Genomic DNA, 20,010 nt, shown 5'->3' on the forward strand with positions numbered 1-20,010 from the left:
GCCTATACCCAAAGTCGAGACAAGCGCCAAGGAGCCCGACCATGCCCAATCCAACCGCCGCCATGCTGGTCATCGGGGACGAAATCCTGTCCGGTCGCACCCGCGACGCCAACATGCATTACCTTGCGCAGGAAATCACCAAACACGGAATCGACCTGCGCGAGGTGCGGATCGTCTCGGATGACCGCGATGCGATCATTGCCGCGATCAATGCGCTGCGCGCGGGCCACGACCACGTCGTGACGTCAGGTGGGATCGGGCCGACCCATGACGACATCACCGCGCCCTGCGTGGCCGAGGCTTTTGGTGTGGAGATTTCCGTTCGGGACGATGCGCGCGCCATCCTTCAGGCCCGCTATGATGCCATGGGAACCGAACTGAACGAGGCGCGCCTGCGCATGGCGCGCATCCCGGATGGTGCCACCCTGATCGAAAACCCGGTGTCGGGTGCGCCGGGGTTCAGCCTTGGGAACGTGCATGTCATGGCCGGTGTGCCTTCGGTCTTTCAGGCGATGGTTGCCGGCGTATTGCCTAAGATGACCGGCGGGCAGCCGCTTTTGTCGCAGAACCTGCGTATCGACCGCGGCGAAGGCGATATTGCCGGACCGTTGAGCGCGCTTGCGGACCGTTACCCGGAGCTGTCGATCGGGTCCTACCCCTATCAGCGCAACGGCATTTACGGGGCCAACGTCGTGATCCGCGGGTCCGACGGCGGGCAAATCGATTCGGCCATGGCCGAACTGATCGCCCTGTTTCCCGAGGCTGTCGCACAGCAAGCCTGACGAAAGGCGCGCGGGCCGCATGGACAGGGCGCAAGACAGAAGCCATAACGGTGAAAACCCTTGCAGAATTGGCCGCCGCAATGCCCGACGACCTGCCCACCCTGTTTGACGCCCTCGACGCCACATGGCCCGCCGCATCGCGGGTGACGGCCGGGCCATGGACCCTGCGTGAGGGGCGCGGCGGCGGCAAACGCGTTTCAACGGCCACCGCCAATGGCCCGTGGCGGGACGACGATCTGGCCGCGGCAGAGAAAGCCATGCGCCTGATGGGGCAAGCGCCGCTTTTCATGATCCGGCCGGGGGACGATACGCTGGACGTCGCGCTGGAGACGCGTGGATATGACCGCGTCGACCCTGTGCGCCTTTGGTCGGCCCCGATCGAGGCCCTGACTGACCTGCGCCTGCCCCGTGTCACCGCCTTTGCCATCTGGGAACCCCTCGCGATCATGCGCGAACTTTGGGAAGCGGCGGGCATCGGCGCGGAACGTCAGCGCGTCATGAACCGCGCCGCCATGCCCAAGACCGGCTTGTTTGGCCGCGTTTCGGATCAGCCTGCCGGGGCGGGGTTCTGTGCAATTCACGGCGCCACGGCCATGGTTCATGCGCTGGAAATCGCGCCTCAGCATCGGCAAAAGGGGCTGGGCGGCTGGATGATGCGTTGCGCGGCGCTGTGGGCGGCGGACCATGGTGCCACGCGGATCACCGTCGCCGCGACCGAAGACAACGCCGGTGCCTCGGCGCTTTATACCTCCTTGAAGATGGAGGTCGTCGGGCACTACCATTACCGCATCTTGAACGGCGACAGCGAGGACACGTGACCGACGATCTGCCCACCGCGCTCAACCTGCCTATGGTCGATCCACTTCCGGAGGCCACGCAGAAATACTTCGATGTTTGCCAGGACAAGCTGGGGCTGATTCCCAACGTCCTCAAGGCCTATGCCTTTGACATCCAGAAGCTTGATGTCTTTACGGCGATGTACAACGATCTGATGCTGGCGGACAGCGGCCTGACCAAGCTGGAGCGTGAGATGATCGCGGTTGTCGTTTCGTCGATCAATCGCTGTTTTTATTGCCTGACGGCTCATGGTGCGGCCGTGCGCGAACTGTCCGGCGATCCCAAGCTGGGTGAAATGCTGGTGATGAACTGGCGGGTTGCGGATCTGAACCACCGTCAGCGTGCGATGCTGTCCTTTGCGGAAAAGATGACAAAGGCCTCGTTCGAGATCGCGGAATATGACCGCGAGGCGTTGCGCGATGCGGGGTTCTCGGAACGCGACATCTGGGACATCGCCAATGTCACGGGCTTTTTCAACATGACCAACCGCGTTGCGAGCGCGACCGACATGCGGCCGAATGACGAATACCACGCGCAGGCGCGCTGAGGCGCTGGCACTGGGGTCGGCATTGGGGCTGGCCGTTTTGGCGGGAAGCGTGGGCGCGGTCGAACTGACCCTGCCCCGTGACGCGCAGCAGAGTTTCGGCACGGTGCAATCGCCGGGGGCTTATGCGCTGCCAACGGGTCCGTGGCAAAACGGTTACCTGCCCGTGGAACGGGTCGAAGGCCGGGTCGAGGTCGCCGCATGGCACATTCCAGACAACGGGGACACGCCGTTCCAACTGGCCCAGCCGTTGCGCGACGCATTGGTCGCCGCCGGGTTCGAAATCCTGCTGGATTGCCGCGCGCGGGCCTGCGGCGGCTTTGACTTCCGCTTTGGCACGCTGGTCCTGCCCGCGCCCGAGATGTTCGTGGATCTCAGCGACTATCACTTTATCTCGGCCTTGTCCGAAAAGGATGGCGCGGTTTCGATCCTGACCAGCCGTGACGCCCGCGCGGGCTATATCCAGATCATTCAGGCGGGCGGAAAGGTGGGCGAGGTCCGCTCGGCCCCTGCACCGAAACCGTCACAGCCCGCGACCGCCCCCCCTCCTGCGCCCAGCAAGGACATCGTGGACACGCTGGAAACCAAGGGCCACCTGATTCTGGGCGACCTGGTGTTCCGATCCGGTTCGACCAGTCTGGGGGAAGGGCGCTTTGCCTCGCTGGATGCGATAGCCGCCTATCTAGGCGCCAATCCGTCGCGCCAAATCCTGTTCGTCGGCCACACGGATGCCACCGGATCGCTGGAGGCAAACCGGCGCGTTTCGCTGCGCCGGGCCGAGGCCGCCATGGCCTATCTGCGCGACAGGCACGGGATCCCGGCGGCACAGATCGGAGCCGAGGGGGTTGGCTATCTTGCCCCGGTGGCCAGCAACCTCACACCCGAGGGGCGCGAGGCAAACCGCCGTGTCGAGGCGGTGCTGATCTCGACCGAATAGGCCCGGAAGGGCCCGGACCTGTTACCAGGACTGCGGGCCTTTTTCCGCGAAGGCATGGACAAGGAAATCGATGAAGGCGCGCACCTTGGGCTGAGTGAACCGGCCCGGGGGGTATACAGCGTATATGCCTTGCGTTTCGACCGGCAGATCGGGGATCGCATCTTCGACCAGCCCGGCCTCCATGGCTTCATGGTAGAGATACGAGGGCAGGTAGGCGATCCCGAGACCCGCGATACAGGCATTCAGCAGCGACTGGCCATCGTTCACCGTCAGCCAGCCCGCCGTGCGCACCTGACGCTTTTCGCCCGAAGGCGCGGTCAGCTTCCAGACATTGCCCGACGACTGGTTCGAGTAATGCAGCAGCTTGTGTTCGTTCAGGTCGTCAATCCGCATCGGACGGCCGTATTTCTGGAAATAGGACGGCGAGGCGATCATCCGTTTCGTGGTGTCCGTCAGCTTACGGGCACGCAGCGTGCTGTCTTCCAGCTCGCCGATCCGCACGGCCATGTCGAACCCTTCCGAGATCAGTTCGACGTAGCGGTTGTTCAGCACCATGTTCACGGTGATGTCGGGAAATTCGGCAAGGAACTCTCCCAAAACGGGGCTGAGGTGATTGACGCCGAAATCCGTCGCCACCGAGATCCTCAACAGGCCCGAAGGGGCCGATTGCATCGAGGTGACCAAAGCATCCGCTTCGCCCGCGTCGTTCAGAACCCGTCGGGCGCGGTCATAATAGGCCAGCCCGATTTCCGTCGGCGACACCCGGCGCGTGGTTCGGTTCAGCAGGCGGGCGCCAAGGCGTGCCTCAAGGCTGGAAACATGCTTGGACACGGCAGACTTGGAAATGCCCATCTTTTTGGCCGCGTCGGTGAATCCGCCCTGATCGACGACAGTCGCGAAAGCCTCCATTTCGGTCAGACGGTCCATTCAGGTCTCCATTCGATAGTCTGCGTTCCCTCGGACTATCCTTTTGAACTGGGGCGCAACTTGGGCAAGGAGGCGACAATTGAGGGGTATTCGCCCGCGCTGTCCGCGACCGGGAAACGCGAAAAAGACTGACCTGCGGGGTTTGACGGTGTAGCCTGAACGCCTGATTGATATGTCGACACACCCAATTTCAGGGAGGGAAACCCCATGTTCCGCAACTTTGCCTGCGCTGCCGCGCTGGTTCTCGCTCCGCTGGCGGCGTTGGCCGACGGCGTCCCGGCCCCAGAAGGCGCCAAGGTCTATTTCATCAATGTTGCCGACGGCGACACCGTCACCAGCCCGGTCACGATCCAGTTCGGGCTTTCCGGCATGGGCGTGGCCCCGGCGGGCACCGACAAGGAACACACCGGCCACCATCATATCCTGATCGACCGGGTGCCCTTTGGCGAAGGCCCAGAAGATGCCGAGTTCAAGGACTATGGCATTCCGGGGGACGACAATCACCGGCACTTTGGCGGCGGTCAGACCGAGGTGACGCTGGGACTGGATCCGGGGACGCATACGCTGCAACTGGTGCTTGGCGACATGAACCACATCCCGCACGATCCACCTGTTGTATCCGAATACGTGACGATCACCGTCGAATAGACGCTTTGAAACAGGGCGCGGAACGATGTTTCGGGCGGCCAGAGGTCCCGGCTCGGGGCCGGGACAGGGTCCGCCCGAAGCGGCGCTCTTACAAAGACGCCGCCAGCCGCGTGCCCTGATCGATGGCGCGCTTGGCGTCCAGTTCGGCGGCCACGTCCGCGCCGCCGATCACATGGGTTTCGACCCCCTTCGCGATCAAGGTGTCCGCCAGCGACCGCTCGCTGACCTGACCGGCACACAAGACCACTGTATCAACGGCGATCACCTCCGGGCGTTCGCGGGCCTCGCCATAGCTGATGTGCAGGCCCTCATCGTCGATGCGTTCGTAATTGACGCCGCTGCGCATCTCGACGTTTTTCATTTTCAGCGCCGCGCGGTGGATCCAGCCGGTGGTCTTGCCCAGACGCTTGCCCGGACGTTCGGCCTTGCGCTGCAACAGGATCACATCCCGTTCGGCGGCATCGGGTTTGGGGCCCTCGGGTGCAAGGCCTGCGCGCGCCTCGGCCGGGTCGGTCACACCCCATTCGCGCAGCCAGTCAGGCAGGTTTTCCGTCGGGCTGTCGCCGGTGACAAGGTATTCGGACACGTCGAAACCGATCCCGCCCGCACCGATAACAGCCACGCGTTTGCCAACATTGGCCCCGTTGCGCAGCACATCGACATAGCCCAGCACGCTGGGATGATCCTGACCGGGAATTTGCGGATCGCGCGGCAGAACGCCCGTGGCAACGATGACCGCGTCGAATCCTTCCAGCGCCTCGGGCGTCGCCTCGGTGCCCAGTTGCAGGGTGACACCTGCCTCTTGCACCATTGCGGCGAACCAATCGACAAGCCCGTGGAACTCTTCCTTGCCCGGCACCTGTTTGGCCATGTTCAACTGGCCGCCGATCTGGTCGGCCTTGTCGAACAACGTCACATCATGCCCGCGTTCCGCAGCGGTGATCGCCGACGAAAGGCCCGCCGGACCGGCACCGACAACCGCGATCCGGCGCGGCGCTTCGGCTTTTTCGACCACCAACTCGGTTTCGAAGGCCGCCTTGGGGTTCACCAGACAGCTGGACACTTTGCCCGAGAACGTGTGGTCAAGGCAGGCTTGGTTACAGGCGATACAGGGCGCGATCAGATGCCCCTGCCCACGCGCCGCCTTGGCGACGAAATCCGGGTCGGCAAGGAAGGGGCGCGCAAGGCTGACCATGTCGGCGCAGCCCTCCGCCAGCACTTGTTCGGCCACTTCCGGAGTGTTGATCCGGTTCGAGGTGATCAAAGGCACCCCCACCTTGCCCATCAGCTTTTGCGTCACCCATGCAAAGGCGCGGCGCGGCACGCTGGTGGCTATGGTGGGCACCCGCGCCTCGTGCCAGCCGATGCCGGTGTTGATGATCGACGCCCCGGCCTTTTCGATCTCCTGCGCCAGTTGGACCACCTCCTCATGGGTTGATCCGTTGGGAATGAGGTCGATCATCGACAGGCGGAAGATCACGATGAAATCATCGCCCACGGCGGCGCGCACCCGGCGCATGACTTCGACCGGCAGGCGCATCCGGTTTTCATAGCTGCCACCCCAACGGTCCGTGCGCTTGTTGGTATGGGTGACAAGGAACTGGTTGAGGAAATAGCCTTCGGAGCCCATGACCTCGACCCCGTCATAACCCGCCTCACGGGCCCGCGCGGCAGAAGTCGCCATATCGGCGATCTGCTTTTCGATGCCCTCTTCGTCCAGTTCTTTGGGTGGAAAGGGCGAGATCGGAGATTTGACCGGCGACGGCGCCACGCAATCAGGACCATAGGCATAGCGGCCCGCATGCAGGATCTGCATGGCGATCTTGCCGCCTGCGTCATGCACGCGGTCCGTCACCATGCGATGATTGGCGATGTCTTCGGGCGTGAACAGCCCTGCCGCACCGGGAAAAACGCCTCCTTCGCGATTGGGCGCCATGCCGCCCGTCACCATCAGTCCAACGTCCCCCCGTGCCCGGGTCGCATAGAATTCGGCCACCCGGTTCCAGTCGCCGCGCTCTTCGAGGTTGGTGTGCATAGACCCCATCAGCACGCGGTTCTTCAGCGTGGTAAACCCAAGGTCCAGCGGGCGCAGCAGGTGCGGATATTCGGTCATCATGTCCTCCCGGTTCGTCGCCGCTCACCTCACATGATGCACCTGACGCTGTCACGATCTACGTCACGTCATGGCCTCATCCCCCGGCCAGCGGCGGTGCTGCCTTTGCGTTCCGCTTGAAAAGCCGTGGCCGGAGGGGCAGGTTGACCACAAACCGATTGGAGGCGACATGACCACCGGCACCGTCGAAACCGACAAGACCGCGCAACTGCCGCAGGTCCACGAGGCGCGCAATCCCGGCATGGCGCTGGACATGGACTGGGTCCGCGCCGCCCGCGCCAACCGTTCGGCCATCGAACGCCGCGCCGCCACATTGCCGGGCCGACGTTCGGTCAAGAAGGACTATCAGGCCGCATGGCTGGCCCGCGCCGTGTCCTGCATCGACCTGACGACGCTGGCCGGGGACGACACAGCCGGCCGGGTGGCGCGCCTCTGCGCCAAGGCCCGCCACCCGGTGCGCGCCGACCTGTTGCAGGCACTTGGGCTGGAGGGGCTGACCGTGGGCGCGGTCTGCGTCTATCACGACATGATCGACCCCGCGGTTCGGGCGCTGGATGGGTCGGGCATTCCGGTGGCCGCCGTTTCAACCGGCTTTCCCGCGGGCCTGTCCCCCTTCCATCTGCGCGTGGCCGAAATCGAGGAAAGCGTCAAAGCCGGGGCGCAAGAGATCGACATCGTGATTTCCCGTCGCCTTGTGCTGCGCGGTGACTGGCAGGGGCTTTACAATGAAATGCGGGCTTTTCGCGCGGCCTGCGGCGACGCGCATGTCAAGGCGATCCTTGCCACGGGTGAACTGGGGACGCTTCAGAACGTGGCGCGCGCCAGCCTTGTCTGCATGATGGCCGGAGCCGATTTCATCAAGACTTCGACCGGCAAGGAAAGCGTCAATGCCACCCTGCCTGTCAGCCTTGTGATGGTGCGGGCGATCCGCGAATACCACGAACGCACTGGTTATCGCGTCGGCTACAAGCCCGCAGGCGGTATTTCCAAGGCCAAGGACGCGCTGACCTATCTTGCCTTGATCAAGGAAGAACTCGGAGACCGCTGGCTGCGTCCCGATCTTTTCCGGTTCGGCGCCTCGTCGCTGTTGGGGGACATTGAACGTCAATTGGAACACCATGTGACCGGGGCCTATTCTGCCTCGTGGCGGCACGCGGCGGGATGACCCGATGCAAATGACACCCGAATGGTCCCTGATGATGCTGGCGGTCGTCCTGATCATGGGCGCCAGCAACTGGCGACGTCGACGCCTGAAACGCGCCGCGCGGGACCTGCCAACGCGGCTGTTTCGCCTGTTGGGTCCCGAGCCGGACTATGATCCGCCCGAGGCCCTTCCCGAAGGCCTGGAAGACTTTGCCGCCCTGCACAAACGCAGCCTGCGGGTGCAACATTGGGTTTGGGGGCTTGCCCTGATCTGGCTGCTCTATGTCACATACCTTGCGCTTGGGGCATCGGCATGAAGGGCCGCGTGTTCCTTTTCAGCGCCGCCTTGGCGTCTGCCACGCCAGTCGCGGCGCAAACCTACGCCTGTGCCGCATGGTCGGGTGATACGAACGGGATGCAGCCGATTTCCGAGATCGTCGTCAGCGACCGCATGATGACCCTGAAACAAGACAGCCTGCGACTGACGGCGCGGATGGTGCAGGGATCTTTGCGACGCCGGGTCTTTGTCGATGAGGACAGCGTTCTGATCGTCCATGGCAAACCGGTGCTGTCAGGCGGCGCGCCGCCGAAATTCGGTGACCGGGTGACCTTGCACCGCCTGCACCTTGATGAAACAGCGCCAGTTCTGGCGCAGACTGCCTGCACGAGGCTGAAATGACCGTAAAAGAGATTTTCAAAGCGATGGACTATGGCCCCGCACCCGAAAGCGCAGGCGATGCTCTGGCTTGGATCGTCGATCAAGGGTCGCGCTTTGGCCATTTTATCGACGGGGCCTACACGGAACCCGGCGAAGGGTTCGACAGCCGCAACCCCGCCACGGGCGAGGTTCTGGCAACGCTGACGCAGGCCACGCAATCCGACGTGGACGCCGCCGTTGCCGCCGCGCGCGCCGCGCAACCGGGGTGGGAGGCTCTGGGTGGTCCGGGCCGCGCGCGGTTCCTTTATGCGCTGGCGCGACTGTTACAGAAACACGCCCGGTTGTTCGCGGTTCTTGAAACGCTGGACAACGGCAAGCCGATCCGCGAAAGCCGCGATATCGACATCCCGCTGGCGCAGCGGCATTTCTACTATCACGCGGGCATGGCCCAACTGATGGAAAGCGAACTGCCCGGGGCCCGAGCGTTGGGGGTCTGTGGCCAGATCATCCCTTGGAACTTCCCGCTGCTGATGCTGGCATGGAAAATCGCCCCGGCGCTGGCCATGGGCAACACGGTTGTTCTGAAACCGGCCGAGTGGACATCGCTGACGGCGCTGCTGTTTGCCGACATCTGCCAGCAGGCCGGGTTGCCCAAAGGCGTGGTCAACATCGTCACCGGCGATGGCGCGGTGGGCGAGATGATCGTGGCTGCCGAGGTCGACAAGATCGCCTTTACCGGCTCGACCGAGGTCGGGCGCAAGATCCGCAAGGCAACCGCCGGGCGTGGTATTGCGCTGACGCTGGAACTGGGCGGCAAGTCTCCGTACATCGTGTTCGAGGACGCCGATATCGACAGCGCGGTCGAGGGGCTGGTCGATGCGATCTGGTTCAATCAGGGCCAGGTTTGCTGCGCCGGGTCGCGGCTGATCGTGCAGGAAGGCATCGCCGAGGTCTTTCACGACCGGTTGCGCGCCCGCATGGACAAGCTGCGCATTGGCAACCCGCTGGACAAATGCATCGACGTCGGCGCTCTGGTCGACCCCCAGCAGCTACGCCGGGTCGAGGCGCTGGTCTCCGGGTCCGAAGGCACGGTCTATCGCGCCAACTGCCCCCTGCCGGAGGGCTGCTATTATCCGCCGACGCTGATCTCGGATCTGGCACCGGCCTCACCCCTGATGCAGGAAGAGATCTTTGGCCCGGTGCTGGTGTCCACCACGTTCCGCACCCCGTCCGAGGCCGTGCAACTGGCCAACAACACTCGCTATGGCCTTGCGGCCAGTGTCTGGTCCGAAAACATCAACACCGCGCTGGACGTGGCGCCGCAACTGGCGGCGGGCGTCGTCTGGGTGAACGGTACCAACATGTTCGACGCGGCGGCGGGCTTTGGCGGGCTGCGCGAAAGCGGCTTTGGCCGGGAAGGTGGCTGGGAAGGCCTGCGTGCCTATACCCGCACCGCTGACGACACCCCCGCCCTGCCCCCGGTCGAACCTTTCGGCGGCGACCGTGCCGAGCCGCAGGCGGTGGACCGGACGGCCAAGCTGTATATCGGCGGCAAGCAGGCGCGCCCGGACGGCGGCTATGCCAACAACATCTTTGACAAATCCGGCCAGTTGATCGGTCAGGCCCCGATCGCCAACCGCAAGGATGTCCGAAACGCGGTCGAGGCCGCGCGCGGCGCAGCGGGCTGGGCCAAGGCCACGGCCCACAACCGGGCGCAGGTGCTGTATTACATCGGTGAAAACCTCTCGGCCCGGGCCGAAGAGTTCGCCGCTCTGATCGACCGCCTGACCGGTGACACGAACGGAAAGGCCGAGGTCGAAACCGCGGTCAACCGGCTGTTCACCTACGCGGCATGGGCGGACAAATTCGACGGTGGCGTGCGCAGCGTCCCCCTGCGCGGCGTCGCGCTGGCCATGAACGAACCCTGCGGCGTGATCGGTGCCCTGTGCCCGGACGAAGCCCCTTTGCTTGGGCTGATCTCGGTCATGGCGCCCGCCATTGCGATGGGCAACCGGGTGGTGCTTGTCGCCTCCGAACCCTTCCCGCTGGCCGCGCTGGATTTCTACCAGGTACTGGAAACTTCGGATGTGCCGGGCGGCGTGGTCAACATTCTGACCGGCAGCCATGCCGAACTGGCCCCGACGCTGGCGACCCATATGGACATCGAGTCGGTTTGGTCGTTCTCATCGACCGATCTGGCCAGCGTCATCGAAGAAGGCACAGCCGGCAATCTCAAGCGCAGTTGGGTCAACAACGGGCGCGCGCGCAACTGGTTCAGTGCCTCAGGCGAAGGCCGCGCGTTTCTGGAAGCCGCGACCGAGGTCAAGACCATCTGGGTGCCATACGGCGCCTGACCCGGCGGCGAACTGCCCAAGCGGCGGGCGGGCCACACCGGGGGACATGGCTGCCATGTCCCCCGACATTGAGAATTTACATTGCAAGTGTTATGTTGGACATACGCCCATGGGCCCGGGCCAATGGGCCGAACATCGACATAGGAGGACTTTGTCCTGTCTTCGACGACACTTGCGGCGCAAGCCGCCGATCAAGGCCGGGGGGTTCCGGCCATGACGCAAAACGAGGCAACCGCCGAGACGCTTCTCGCGGCCGTGCTCGAAACTCTCTCTGACAACAAGGCCGAGGATGTCGTGCAGATCGACCTGCGCGGAAAGACCTCTGTCTGTGACTACATGGTCATCGCATCCGGCCGTTCGTCGCGCCAGGTGGCCGCGCTGTCAGAGAAACTGGCTGATCGACTCAAACAGGACTACGGCGTGCTCTCGACCATGGAGGGCAAGGACACCGGGGACTGGGTGCTGATCGATTCGGGGGACGTGATCGTGCATGTCTTCCGTCCCGAAGTGCGCGAGTTCTACCAGCTGGAAAAGATGTGGGCGCCGATGGCCGCTCAGGCCTGATCCATGCGTCTGCACATCTGCGTGGTTGGCCGGCTCCGGAAGGGGCCGGAAAAGTCGCTTGTCGATGATTACCTGACACGTTGCGACCGAACCGGCCGGGCCCTTGGCCTTGGGCCGGTCAATGTCGTCGAGGTCGAAGACCGCAAGGGCGGCGGCATGGCGGCCGAAGCGGCCCTGTTGCGGCGCGCCCTGCCCTCGGGGGCGCGGTTGTGCGCGTTGGACGAGCGTGGCCAGACATGGTCCTCGCCCGAATTTGCGCAAAAACTGGCCGGATGGCGCGATGGCGGCACGCAGGACATGGCCTTTGTCATCGGCGGCGCCGACGGGATCGACCCGGCGCTGCGCGCCGAGGCGCAGGATCTTATGTCCTTCGGGGCGATGGTCTGGCCGCATATGCTTGTGCGGGTGATGCTGAGCGAACAACTCTACCGCGCGGCGTCGATCCTTGCCGGATCGCCCTATCACCGCGTGTAACAGTCCGTATCAGCGATAGGCGATCCACAACAGGATCGCCCCCAGCACCACCCGATAGACCACATAAGGGGTAAAGCTGACCGAGCGCAGCAGGCGCATCATCAGCCACAGCGCCCCAAGTGCGGACACAAAGGCCAGCGCGGCGGCGATGGCTCCGTCGCGGGCTGCTTGCGCATCCGCTGTGGCCGCCACCTCCAGCCCCAGCAACGTCCCCGAAGCGATGATTGTCGGGATCGACATCAGCATCGCCAGCTTGGCTCCGTCATGGCGGTTGTAACCAAGGTGCCGGGCCGCCGTGATCGTGATCCCGGAGCGCGAGGTTCCGGGGATCAGTGCAATCGCCTGCCAAAGCCCCATGATGATCGCATCCCGCAGTGACCAGTCCGCGTCCGTTTTGTGCTGCGCGCCGCGCATGTCGGCCCAGTAAAGTACGATCCCGAAGACCAGCATGGTCCAGCCAATCACGGCAACCGATCGCAGCATGTCGTCCAGCCCGGTAACTTTCAGTGCCAAACCGAACAGGATGACCGGGATCGTGGCCACCAGCAAAAGAAAGGCCAAGCGTGCCCCGGGCGTATCGATCCGCCCCGTCGCAAGCCGCAACGTGCCTACCGCTGCCTCTTTCACGTCACGCCAGAAATACAACACGACCGCGAACAGCGTGCCGACGTGAACGGCCACGTCGATGATCTGCCCCTGGTCCTGCATGCCGGTAAGATTCGGCAAGAGAATCAGGTGGCCGGAGGAAGAAATCGGAAGAAACTCTGTAACCCCTTGGATCAGGGCGAGAATCAGAAGTTGCGTGAAAGGCATTGTCGGTGTCCAATTGATGTGACCCGCCTTGGTATAACCCCTTGTTTCTCAGGCGAAAGCCTGAATTTAGGTCCGCTTTGCGACCAATTTTTCCGACCCTTCAGGAGAAAGCGCCGCGTCGGCGGATAAATATTCCCCATATAGGTCAGCACTGCTGACTTTCATTCCTCGCGAAGCTTCTGTAAGGAACCCGTGACCAAGAAATGATGACCTGCAAAGGGTGAGTGAATGGCAAAGCAGCCGATGCTGAAATTTGTGTCCGTCGGACGTGAGATGCCTCAGAAGCGTGAGGCCGCTGAACGCCGGACCGACTTCGACGAGATCTATGCCGAATTCGCCGACGCCAAGGCCACCGAGCAGGCGTCGCGCTGTTCGCAATGCGGCGTGCCCTATTGCCAGAGCCATTGCCCGCTGCACAACAATATCCCCGACTGGCTGCGCCTGACCGCCACCGGTCGTCTGGAAGAGGCCTACGAGGTCAGCCAAGCCACCAACACATTCCCCGAGATCTGTGGCCGCATCTGCCCGCAGGACCGCCTGTGCGAAGGCAACTGTGTGATCGAACAGTCGGGCCACGGCACCGTGACCATCGGCTCGGTCGAGAAATACATCACCGACACGGCTTGGGAAAAAGGCTGGGTCAAGCCGGTTTCCCCGACACAGGAACGCAAGGAAAGCGTCGGCATCATCGGCGCAGGCCCCGGCGGCCTGGCGGCTGCCGACATGCTGCGCCGCGCCGGGCTTCAGGTCACGGTCTATGACCGCTACGACCGGTCCGGCGGGCTGCTGACCTACGGCATTCCCGGCTTTAAGCTGGAAAAAGACATCGTCATGCGCCGCAACAAGCAACTCGAAGAGGGTGGCGTGCGCTTCGTGATGAACTGCAACGTGGGCGAGGACATCTCCTTCGAGGAAATCCGCGCCCAGCATGATGCCGTCATCATCGCCACCGGCGTCTACAAGTCGCGCGATCTGGGCGGACCCGGCGCGGGTGCCAAGGGCATCGTCAAGGCGATCGACTACCTGACCGCCTCGAACCGTGCGTCCAACTTTGGCGACAGCGTACCGGAGTTCGACAGCGGCGAACTGAACGCGAATGGCAAGAAAGTCGTGGTGATCGGCGGCGGCGACACGGCGATGGACTGTGTTCGCACCGCGATCCGCCAAGGCGCGACCAGCGTCAAATGCCTGTACCGCCGCGACCGCGCCAACATGCCGGGCTCGCAGCGCGAAACCCAGAACGCCGAGGAAGAAGGCGTGCAGTTCGAATGGCTGACCGCACCCAAGGGTTTCAAGGGCGACCCAGTCAACGCCGTGGTTGTCGAAAAGATGCGCCTTGGCGCGCCGGATGCCACCGGCCGCCAAAGCCCCGAGGTCATCGAGGGGTCGGACTATGACGAACCCGCCGACCTTGTCATCAAGGCGCTGGGTTTCGAACCCGAGGAACTTCCGACGCTTTGGGGATGCCCGGAACTGGAAGTGACCCGCTGGGGCACCGTCAAGGCCGAGTTCACCAGTGGCCGCACCGCCCTGCCCGGCGTCTATGCCGTAGGCGACATCGTGCGCGGTGCCAGCCTTGTGGTCTGGGCAATCCGCGACGGGCGCGACTGTGCCGAGGCACTGCTGGCTGACCTGAGTGCAAAAAGCGCCGTGGCGGCGGAGTAATCCGCCCGCGCATCTGAGCAAAGCCGGTCCTCGCCGTTCCCCGCACCGGGGAGGACCGCAGTATCTGTCACATGGGAGTTGAAGGGTTGATCAAGGGCAAGGGCAAGGGCATCTTTCCGCATTACGCGGGGCTTGCGGCGCTGACGCTGCTGGCCTGTGCCGGACCCGCATGGGCGCAAGGCGGGCTGTTCACCCCGCCCGAAGGCTGCACCACTTATCTGACCGTGCAGTCCCGCAGTTGCGTCGTGACCAACCATTTCGTCTGCCCGCAGATCGACCCCGATCACAAGTTCCGTACCGATTTCGGCGAGGCCGGCCCCTATTTCACCAGCCGCATCGACGGTGACGGCCAGTGGATCGAAAGCGGCCCGCCCGAGGAACCCGCCCGCACCCGGACCATGCGGCCCGTCACCGATCCCGGGAGCGTTTCGGAACTGGTGGAAACCGGCATCGACAGCTTTGATTTCACCCAGCGTTCGACGACCGAGGGCGTGACCCGCGTTACCGGCTTTGACCGGATCGTCGGTGAGGTCGAAATCGACGGCGAACCGCTGTACCGGACCGAATTCGAGATGACCCGCCGTGACGTCAATGGCCGGGTGATCGAACATGTGACGGGCAAGGAATACGTCTCGGCCACGCATAAACGGTTTTTCGCGGGCTTTGCCGCCGACATAACCGACGAAGAACGGCAAACCAACGCGCGCGACCGTAGCCCGGTCGAATTCATCTATCCCGGCGAACAGGGCTTTCGCAGCACCTATCCCCGCCATGAATGCGACCTGATGAGCGGCCTGCCCCTGTCGGAGGACACAGCATGACCCCGCGCACAGAGCGCTGCCGGATCCTCGGCAACCGGGCCGAAACAACGAACTAGGAATTGGCGGCAGGCCGGCCAGATGGAACGGACTGCCGCGAACAAGGATGCCGGGCCGCGAAGTGCGGTCCATGAACGGAGGGCTTGAGCCATGACCAAATACGATGCCGACTGGGTGCGGGCCGAGGAAGCCAAGCGCAAGTGGATGAGCGAGAACGGCATGTACCACGAAAGCGAAGAGCACAGCTCTTGCGGCGTGGGCCTTGTCGTGAGCCTTGACGGCAAACCGTCGCGGCGCGTGGTCGAGGCGGGTATTACCGCGCTCAAGGCGATTTGGCACCGCGGTGCCGTCGACGCCGACGGCAAAACCGGCGACGGCGCTGGCATCCATGTCCAGATCCCGGCCCCCTTCTTCTATGACCAGATCGGCCGCACCGGCCATACGCCGCGCCGTGACGAACTGATGGCTGTTGGACAGGTCTTTCTGCCCCGCACCAACTTTGGCGCACAAGAAGCCTGCCGGACGATCGTGGAGACCGAAGTCCTGCGCATGGGCCACTATATCTATGGCTGGCGCCACGTGCCGGTGAACGTCGATTGCCTTGGCGAAAAGGCCAATGCGACGCGCCCCGAGATCGAACAGATCATCATCTCGAACGCCAAGGGCGTGGACGAGGAAACCTTTGAACGCGAGCTTTACGTCATCCGCCGCCGGATCGAAAAGGCCGCTGCCGCCGCCGGGATCACCCAGCTGTACATCGCCTCGCTGTCCTGCCGGTCGATCATCTACAAAGGCATGATGCTGGCGGAACAGGTGTCGGAATTCTATCCGGACCTTCAGGACGAACGGTTCGAATCCGCCTTCGCGATCTATCACCAGCGCTATTCCACCAACACTTTCCCGCAATGGTGGTTGGCCCAGCCCTTCCGCATGTTGGCCCATAACGGCGAGATCAACACGCTCAAGGGCAACGTCAATTGGATGAAAAGTCACGAGATCCGCATGGCCTCGGCGGCATTTGGCGACATGGCCGAAGACATCAAGCCGATCGTGCCCAACGGATCCTCCGACTCGGCCGCGCTGGACTCGGTCTTTGAGGTCATGGTGCGCGCCGGGCGCAACGCGCCGATGGCCAAGACCATGCTGATCCCCGAAAGCTGGTCTCAGCAGGCGGTCGAACTGCCGCAAGCCTGGCGTGACATGTATTCCTACTGCAATGCGGTCATGGAACCCTGGGACGGCCCCGCCGCACTGGCGATGACCGATGGTCGCTGGGTCTGTGGCGGTCTGGACCGCAACGGCCTGCGTCCGATGCGCTATGTGGTGACCGGCGACGGGCTGCTGATCGCGGGCTCGGAAATCGGCATGGTGCCGACGGATGAGGCCACCGCCCGCGAAAAAGGCGCGCTTGGCCCGGGACAGTTGATCGCTGTCGACATGAAAGAGGGCAAGCTTTACCACGACACCGAGATCAAGGACCGGCTTGCCGCGGCCCAGCCCTTTGGCGAATGGGTCGAAAAGATCACCGAGCTGGACGAGCCGCTGGCAGCCGTGACCGAGAAGCCGCTGTTCGAAGGTGCGGAACTGCGTCGCCGCCAGATCGCGGCCGGCTATACCATCGAAGAGCTGGAACAGATCCTCGCCCCCATGGCCGAGGACGGCAAGGAAACGCTGGCCTCGATGGGCGACGACACGCCATCCGCCGTTCTGTCCAAGAAATACCGTCCGCTGTCGCATTTCTTCCGCCAGAACTTCAGCCAGGTGACCAACCCGCCGATCGACTCGTTGCGCGAATACCGGGTCATGAGCCTCAAGACCCGCTTCGGCAACCTCAAGAACGTGCTGGACGAAGACAGCAGCCAGACCGAGATCCTCGTTCTGGACAGCCCCTTTGTCGGCAATGCGCAGTTCGAAGAACTGAAAAACCACTTCAACGCGCCCTGCAACGTCATTGACTGCACCTTCTCCACCGGTCCCGGTGCCCTGCGTGAGGGTCTGGCCCGCATTCGGGCCGAGGCCGAGGACGCCGTGCGCTCTGGTTCGGGGCACCTGATCCTGACGGACGAACACTGTGGACCCGACCGGATCGCGATGCCGATGATCCTTGCCACCAGCGCGGTGCACAGCCACCTGACGCGCAAGGGCCTGCGGACCTTCTGTTCGATCAACGTGCGGTCGGCGGAATGCATCGACCCGCATTACTTTGCGGTGCTGATCGGTTCGGGCGCAACGGTTGTGAACGCCTATCTGGCTGAGGACAGCCTTGCCGACCGCATCAAGCGCGGCCTGCTGGACATGACCCTGACCGAAGCGGTCACCAAGTATCGCGAAGCCATCGATCAGGGGCTGCTCAAGATCATGTCCAAGATGGGCATCTCGGTGATCTCGTCCTATCGCGGCGGTCTGAACTTCGAGGCGGTGGGCCTCAGCCGTGCCATGTGCGCCGAATACTTCCCCGGCATGATCTCTCGCATCTCGGGCATCGGGGTCAGCGGCATTCAGCACAAAGCCGAGGAAATCCACGCGCTTGGTTTCAAGCGTGGTCAGGACGTGCTGCCCATCGGTGGCTTTTACAAGGCGCGCAAATCGGGCGAGACACATGCTTGGGGCGCACAGACCATGCACCTGATGCAGGCAGCCTGTGACCGCGCCTCTTATGAGATGTGGAAACAGTATTCCAAGGCGATGCAGGCCAATCCGCCGATCCACCTGCGCGACCTGCTGGCGATCAAGCCGCTGGGCAAGTCGATCCCGATCGAAGAGGTCGAGTCGATCACCTCGATCCGCAAGCGGTTCGTGACCCCTGGCATGTCGCTGGGCGCGCTGTCGCCCGAGGCGCACAAGACGCTGAACGTGGCGATGAACCGGATCGGGGCCAAGTCGGACTCTGGTGAGGGTGGTGAAGATCCGGCACATTTCGTGCCAGAACCGAACGGCGACAACCCTTCCGCCAAGATCAAGCAGGTGGCCTCGGGGCGCTTTGGTGTCACCGCCGAATACCTGAACCATTGCGAAGAGCTGGAAATCAAGGTCGCGCAGGGGGCCAAGCCCGGCGAAGGTGGTCAGCTGCCCGGCATGAAGGTCACCGACCTGATTGCCCGCCTGCGGCATTCGACCAAGGGTGTGACGCTGATCTCGCCGCCGCCGCACCATGACATCTACTCGATCGAAGACCTTGCGCAGCTGATCTACGACCTCAAGCAGATCAACCCGCGCTGCAAGGTGACGGTCAAGCTGGTCGCCTCTTCGGGGGTGGGCACCATCGCGGCAGGCGTGGCCAAGGCCGAGGCCGACGTGATCCTGATCTCGGGTCACAACGGCGGCACCGGCGCCTCGCCTGCCACCTCGATCAAATACGCCGGTCTCCCTTGGGAGATGGGCCTGACCGAGGCACATCAGGTTCTGGCGATGAACAACCTGCGCGAGCGGATCACGCTGCGCACGGACGGCGGTCTGCGGACCGGCCGCGACATCGTCATGGCCGCGATGCTGGGTGCCGAGGAATACGGCATCGGCACCGCCGCGCTGATCGCGATGGGGTGCATCATGGTGCGCCAATGCCAGTCGAACACCTGCCCGGTGGGCGTCTGCACGCAGGATCAGGCGCTGCGGGACAAATTCACCGGCAACGCCGACAAGGTGGTGAACCTCATCACCTTCTATGCGCAGGAAGTTCGCGAGATCCTTGCCGAAATCGGGGCGCGTAGCCTTGACGAGGTGATTGGCCGCGCCGACCTGTTGCATCAGGTCAGCCGTGGGGCCGAACATCTTGACGATCTGGACCTGAACCCGCTTCTGATCCGTGTCGATGGCTCTGATGACATCGTCTATGACCGCCACAAGCCGCGCAACGAGGTGCCCGATACACTGGACGCCGAAATCGTGCGCGACGGTCATCGCTTCCTTGAAGACGGCGAAAAGATGCAGTTGTCCTACGCGGTCATGAACACGCACCGGACCGTGGGCACGCGGATTTCCAGCCACATCGTGCAGAAATTCGGGATGCGCAACGCGCTGCAACCGAACCACCTGCACGTCAAACTGACCGGCAGCGCCGGGCAGTCGCTGGGCGCCTTCGCGGCGCCGGGGCTCAAGATCGAGGTCTCGGGCGATGCGAACGACTATGTCGGCAAGGGTCTGTCCGGTGGCCTGATCGTGGTGCGCCCGCCGCTGGTGTCCCCGTTGAAGGCTTCTGAAAACACGATCATCGGCAACACCGTTCTGTACGGTGCAACCGACGGGCACCTCTTCGCCGCGGGCCGCGCAGGTGAACGGTTTGCTGTGCGGAACTCGGGTGCCAAGGTGGTGATCGAGGGCTGTGGCTCGAACGGCTGTGAATACATGACCGGCGGAGTTGCCGTCATCCTGGGGACGATCGGCGCCAACTTTGGTGCGGGTATGACCGGCGGCATGGCCTATATCTACGACCCCGAAGGCACCGCCCGGCAGATGATGAACATGGAAGGCCTTGTCACCTGCCCGGTCACCGTCGCGGAATGGGAAGACCAGCTGAAGTCCCTGCTGGAACGCCACGTGGAAGAAACCAACAGCCGCAAAGGCATGGACATCCTGCAAAACTGGGATCTGGAAAAGGCCCATTTCGTTCAGGTCTGCCCGAAAGAAATGCTGGACAAGATCCCGCACCCTCTGGGCATCGAAGGAGAGCTGGCCGTCCCGGCCGAGTGATCCCGAGGCACCGACAGGAAAAGGCCCGGCGGCAACGCCGGGCCTTT

General features: G+C 63.5%; 17 protein-coding genes. 14 read left to right on the top strand and 3 right to left on the bottom strand.

The window, feature by feature from the left end; all coding sequences use genetic code 11:
* The first annotated feature begins 41 nt into the window (after window positions 1–41).
* The 4 genes from KJP30_RS09490 to KJP30_RS09505 all read left to right on the top strand — a co-directional run bounded on the left by KJP30_RS09490 (window position 42) and on the right by KJP30_RS09505 (window position 3,100).
* The gene (locus KJP30_RS09490; protein WP_218448873.1) at window positions 42–782 is read left to right on the top strand and encodes a competence/damage-inducible protein A; all 741 of its coding nucleotides are present in this window, start codon (window positions 42–44) and stop codon (window positions 780–782) included.
* Between the two features lie 80 nt (window positions 783–862).
* Entirely contained in the window at window positions 863–1,600 is a 738-nt protein-coding gene (locus tag KJP30_RS09495; protein ID WP_218450101.1) for a GNAT family N-acetyltransferase, read from the top strand.
* The gene (locus KJP30_RS09500; RefSeq protein ID WP_218448875.1) at window positions 1,597–2,166 is read left to right on the top strand and encodes a peroxidase-related enzyme; all 570 of its coding nucleotides are present in this window, start codon (window positions 1,597–1,599) and stop codon (window positions 2,164–2,166) included. The genes KJP30_RS09495 and KJP30_RS09500 overlap by 4 nt, the downstream gene beginning before the upstream one ends.
* Entirely contained in the window at window positions 2,138–3,100 is a 963-nt protein-coding gene (locus KJP30_RS09505) for an OmpA family protein (RefSeq protein WP_218448877.1), read from the top strand. The genes KJP30_RS09500 and KJP30_RS09505 overlap by 29 nt, the downstream gene beginning before the upstream one ends.
* Window positions 3,101–3,121: 21 nt before the next feature.
* On the opposite strand, the gene KJP30_RS09510 is transcribed toward KJP30_RS09505, so the two are convergent.
* Entirely contained in the window at window positions 3,122–4,027 is a 906-nt protein-coding gene (locus KJP30_RS09510; protein ID WP_218448879.1) for a LysR family transcriptional regulator, read from the bottom strand.
* Between the two features lie 207 nt (window positions 4,028–4,234).
* On the opposite strand from KJP30_RS09510, the gene KJP30_RS09515 reads away from it, so the two are divergent.
* Complete coding sequence (locus tag KJP30_RS09515; RefSeq protein WP_218448881.1) at window positions 4,235–4,675, top strand: DUF4399 domain-containing protein; 441 nt, start codon at window positions 4,235–4,237, stop codon at window positions 4,673–4,675.
* Between the two features lie 88 nt (window positions 4,676–4,763).
* Here KJP30_RS09515 and KJP30_RS09520 read toward each other — a convergent pair whose 3' ends face one another.
* Window positions 4,764–6,788, bottom strand: a complete 2,025-nt coding sequence (locus KJP30_RS09520) for an NADPH-dependent 2,4-dienoyl-CoA reductase (protein ID WP_218448882.1) — start codon at window positions 6,786–6,788, stop codon at window positions 4,764–4,766.
* A gap of 169 nt (window positions 6,789–6,957) precedes the next feature.
* Here KJP30_RS09520 and deoC point away from each other — a divergent pair, with 169 nt between their 5' ends.
* The 6 genes from deoC (at window position 6,958) to rlmH (ending at window position 11,981) form a co-directional block, all read left to right on the top strand.
* On the top strand, window positions 6,958–7,953 hold the full coding sequence (deoC, locus tag KJP30_RS09525) for a deoxyribose-phosphate aldolase (protein ID WP_218448884.1): 996 nt from the start codon (window positions 6,958–6,960) through the stop codon (window positions 7,951–7,953).
* 4 nt (window positions 7,954–7,957) lie between these two features.
* Window positions 7,958–8,248: a hypothetical protein gene (locus tag KJP30_RS09530; RefSeq protein ID WP_218448886.1), complete on the top strand. Its 291-nt coding sequence runs from the start codon at window positions 7,958–7,960 to the stop codon at window positions 8,246–8,248.
* A gap of 8 nt (window positions 8,249–8,256) precedes the next feature.
* Window positions 8,257–8,610, top strand: coding sequence for a hypothetical protein (locus KJP30_RS09535; RefSeq protein WP_218448888.1), 354 nt, complete (start codon window positions 8,257–8,259; stop codon window positions 8,608–8,610).
* A complete protein-coding gene (locus KJP30_RS09540) occupies window positions 8,607–10,943 on the top strand; it encodes an aldehyde dehydrogenase family protein (RefSeq protein WP_218448890.1) in 2,337 nt (778 codons plus the stop codon). Before KJP30_RS09535 ends, KJP30_RS09540 begins: the two co-directional genes overlap by 4 nt.
* Before the next feature lie 213 nt (window positions 10,944–11,156).
* Window positions 11,157–11,507 carry a ribosome silencing factor gene (rsfS, locus tag KJP30_RS09545; protein ID WP_218448897.1) on the top strand — a complete coding sequence of 117 codons (351 nt, stop codon included), beginning with the start codon at window positions 11,157–11,159 and terminating at the stop codon, window positions 11,505–11,507.
* Window positions 11,508–11,510: 3 nt separating this feature from the next.
* Window positions 11,511–11,981, top strand: a complete 471-nt coding sequence (gene rlmH, locus KJP30_RS09550; protein WP_218448899.1) for a 23S rRNA (pseudouridine(1915)-N(3))-methyltransferase RlmH — start codon at window positions 11,511–11,513, stop codon at window positions 11,979–11,981.
* A gap of 9 nt (window positions 11,982–11,990) precedes the next feature.
* Here the strand turns inward: rlmH and KJP30_RS09555 are convergent, their stop codons facing one another.
* Entirely contained in the window at window positions 11,991–12,794 is an 804-nt protein-coding gene (locus KJP30_RS09555; RefSeq protein WP_218448901.1) for an undecaprenyl-diphosphate phosphatase, read from the bottom strand.
* Window positions 12,795–13,022: 228 nt separating this feature from the next.
* Here KJP30_RS09555 and KJP30_RS09560 point away from each other — a divergent pair, with 228 nt between their 5' ends.
* The 3 genes from KJP30_RS09560 (at window position 13,023) to gltB (ending at window position 19,963) form a co-directional block, all read left to right on the top strand.
* The gene (locus tag KJP30_RS09560) at window positions 13,023–14,459 is read left to right on the top strand and encodes an NAD(P)-dependent oxidoreductase (protein ID WP_218448903.1); all 1,437 of its coding nucleotides are present in this window, start codon (window positions 13,023–13,025) and stop codon (window positions 14,457–14,459) included.
* Between the two features lie 71 nt (window positions 14,460–14,530).
* Window positions 14,531–15,280, top strand: coding sequence for a hypothetical protein (locus KJP30_RS09565; RefSeq protein WP_218448905.1), 750 nt, complete (start codon window positions 14,531–14,533; stop codon window positions 15,278–15,280).
* 147 nt (window positions 15,281–15,427) lie between these two features.
* A complete protein-coding gene (gene gltB, locus KJP30_RS09570) occupies window positions 15,428–19,963 on the top strand; it encodes a glutamate synthase large subunit (protein WP_218448907.1) in 4,536 nt (1,511 codons plus the stop codon).
* The last annotated feature ends 47 nt before the right edge of the window (window positions 19,964–20,010 follow it).

Source organism: Antarctobacter sediminis, assembly GCF_019218285.1.
Lineage (GTDB): Bacteria > Pseudomonadota > Alphaproteobacteria > Rhodobacterales > Rhodobacteraceae > Antarctobacter > Antarctobacter sediminis.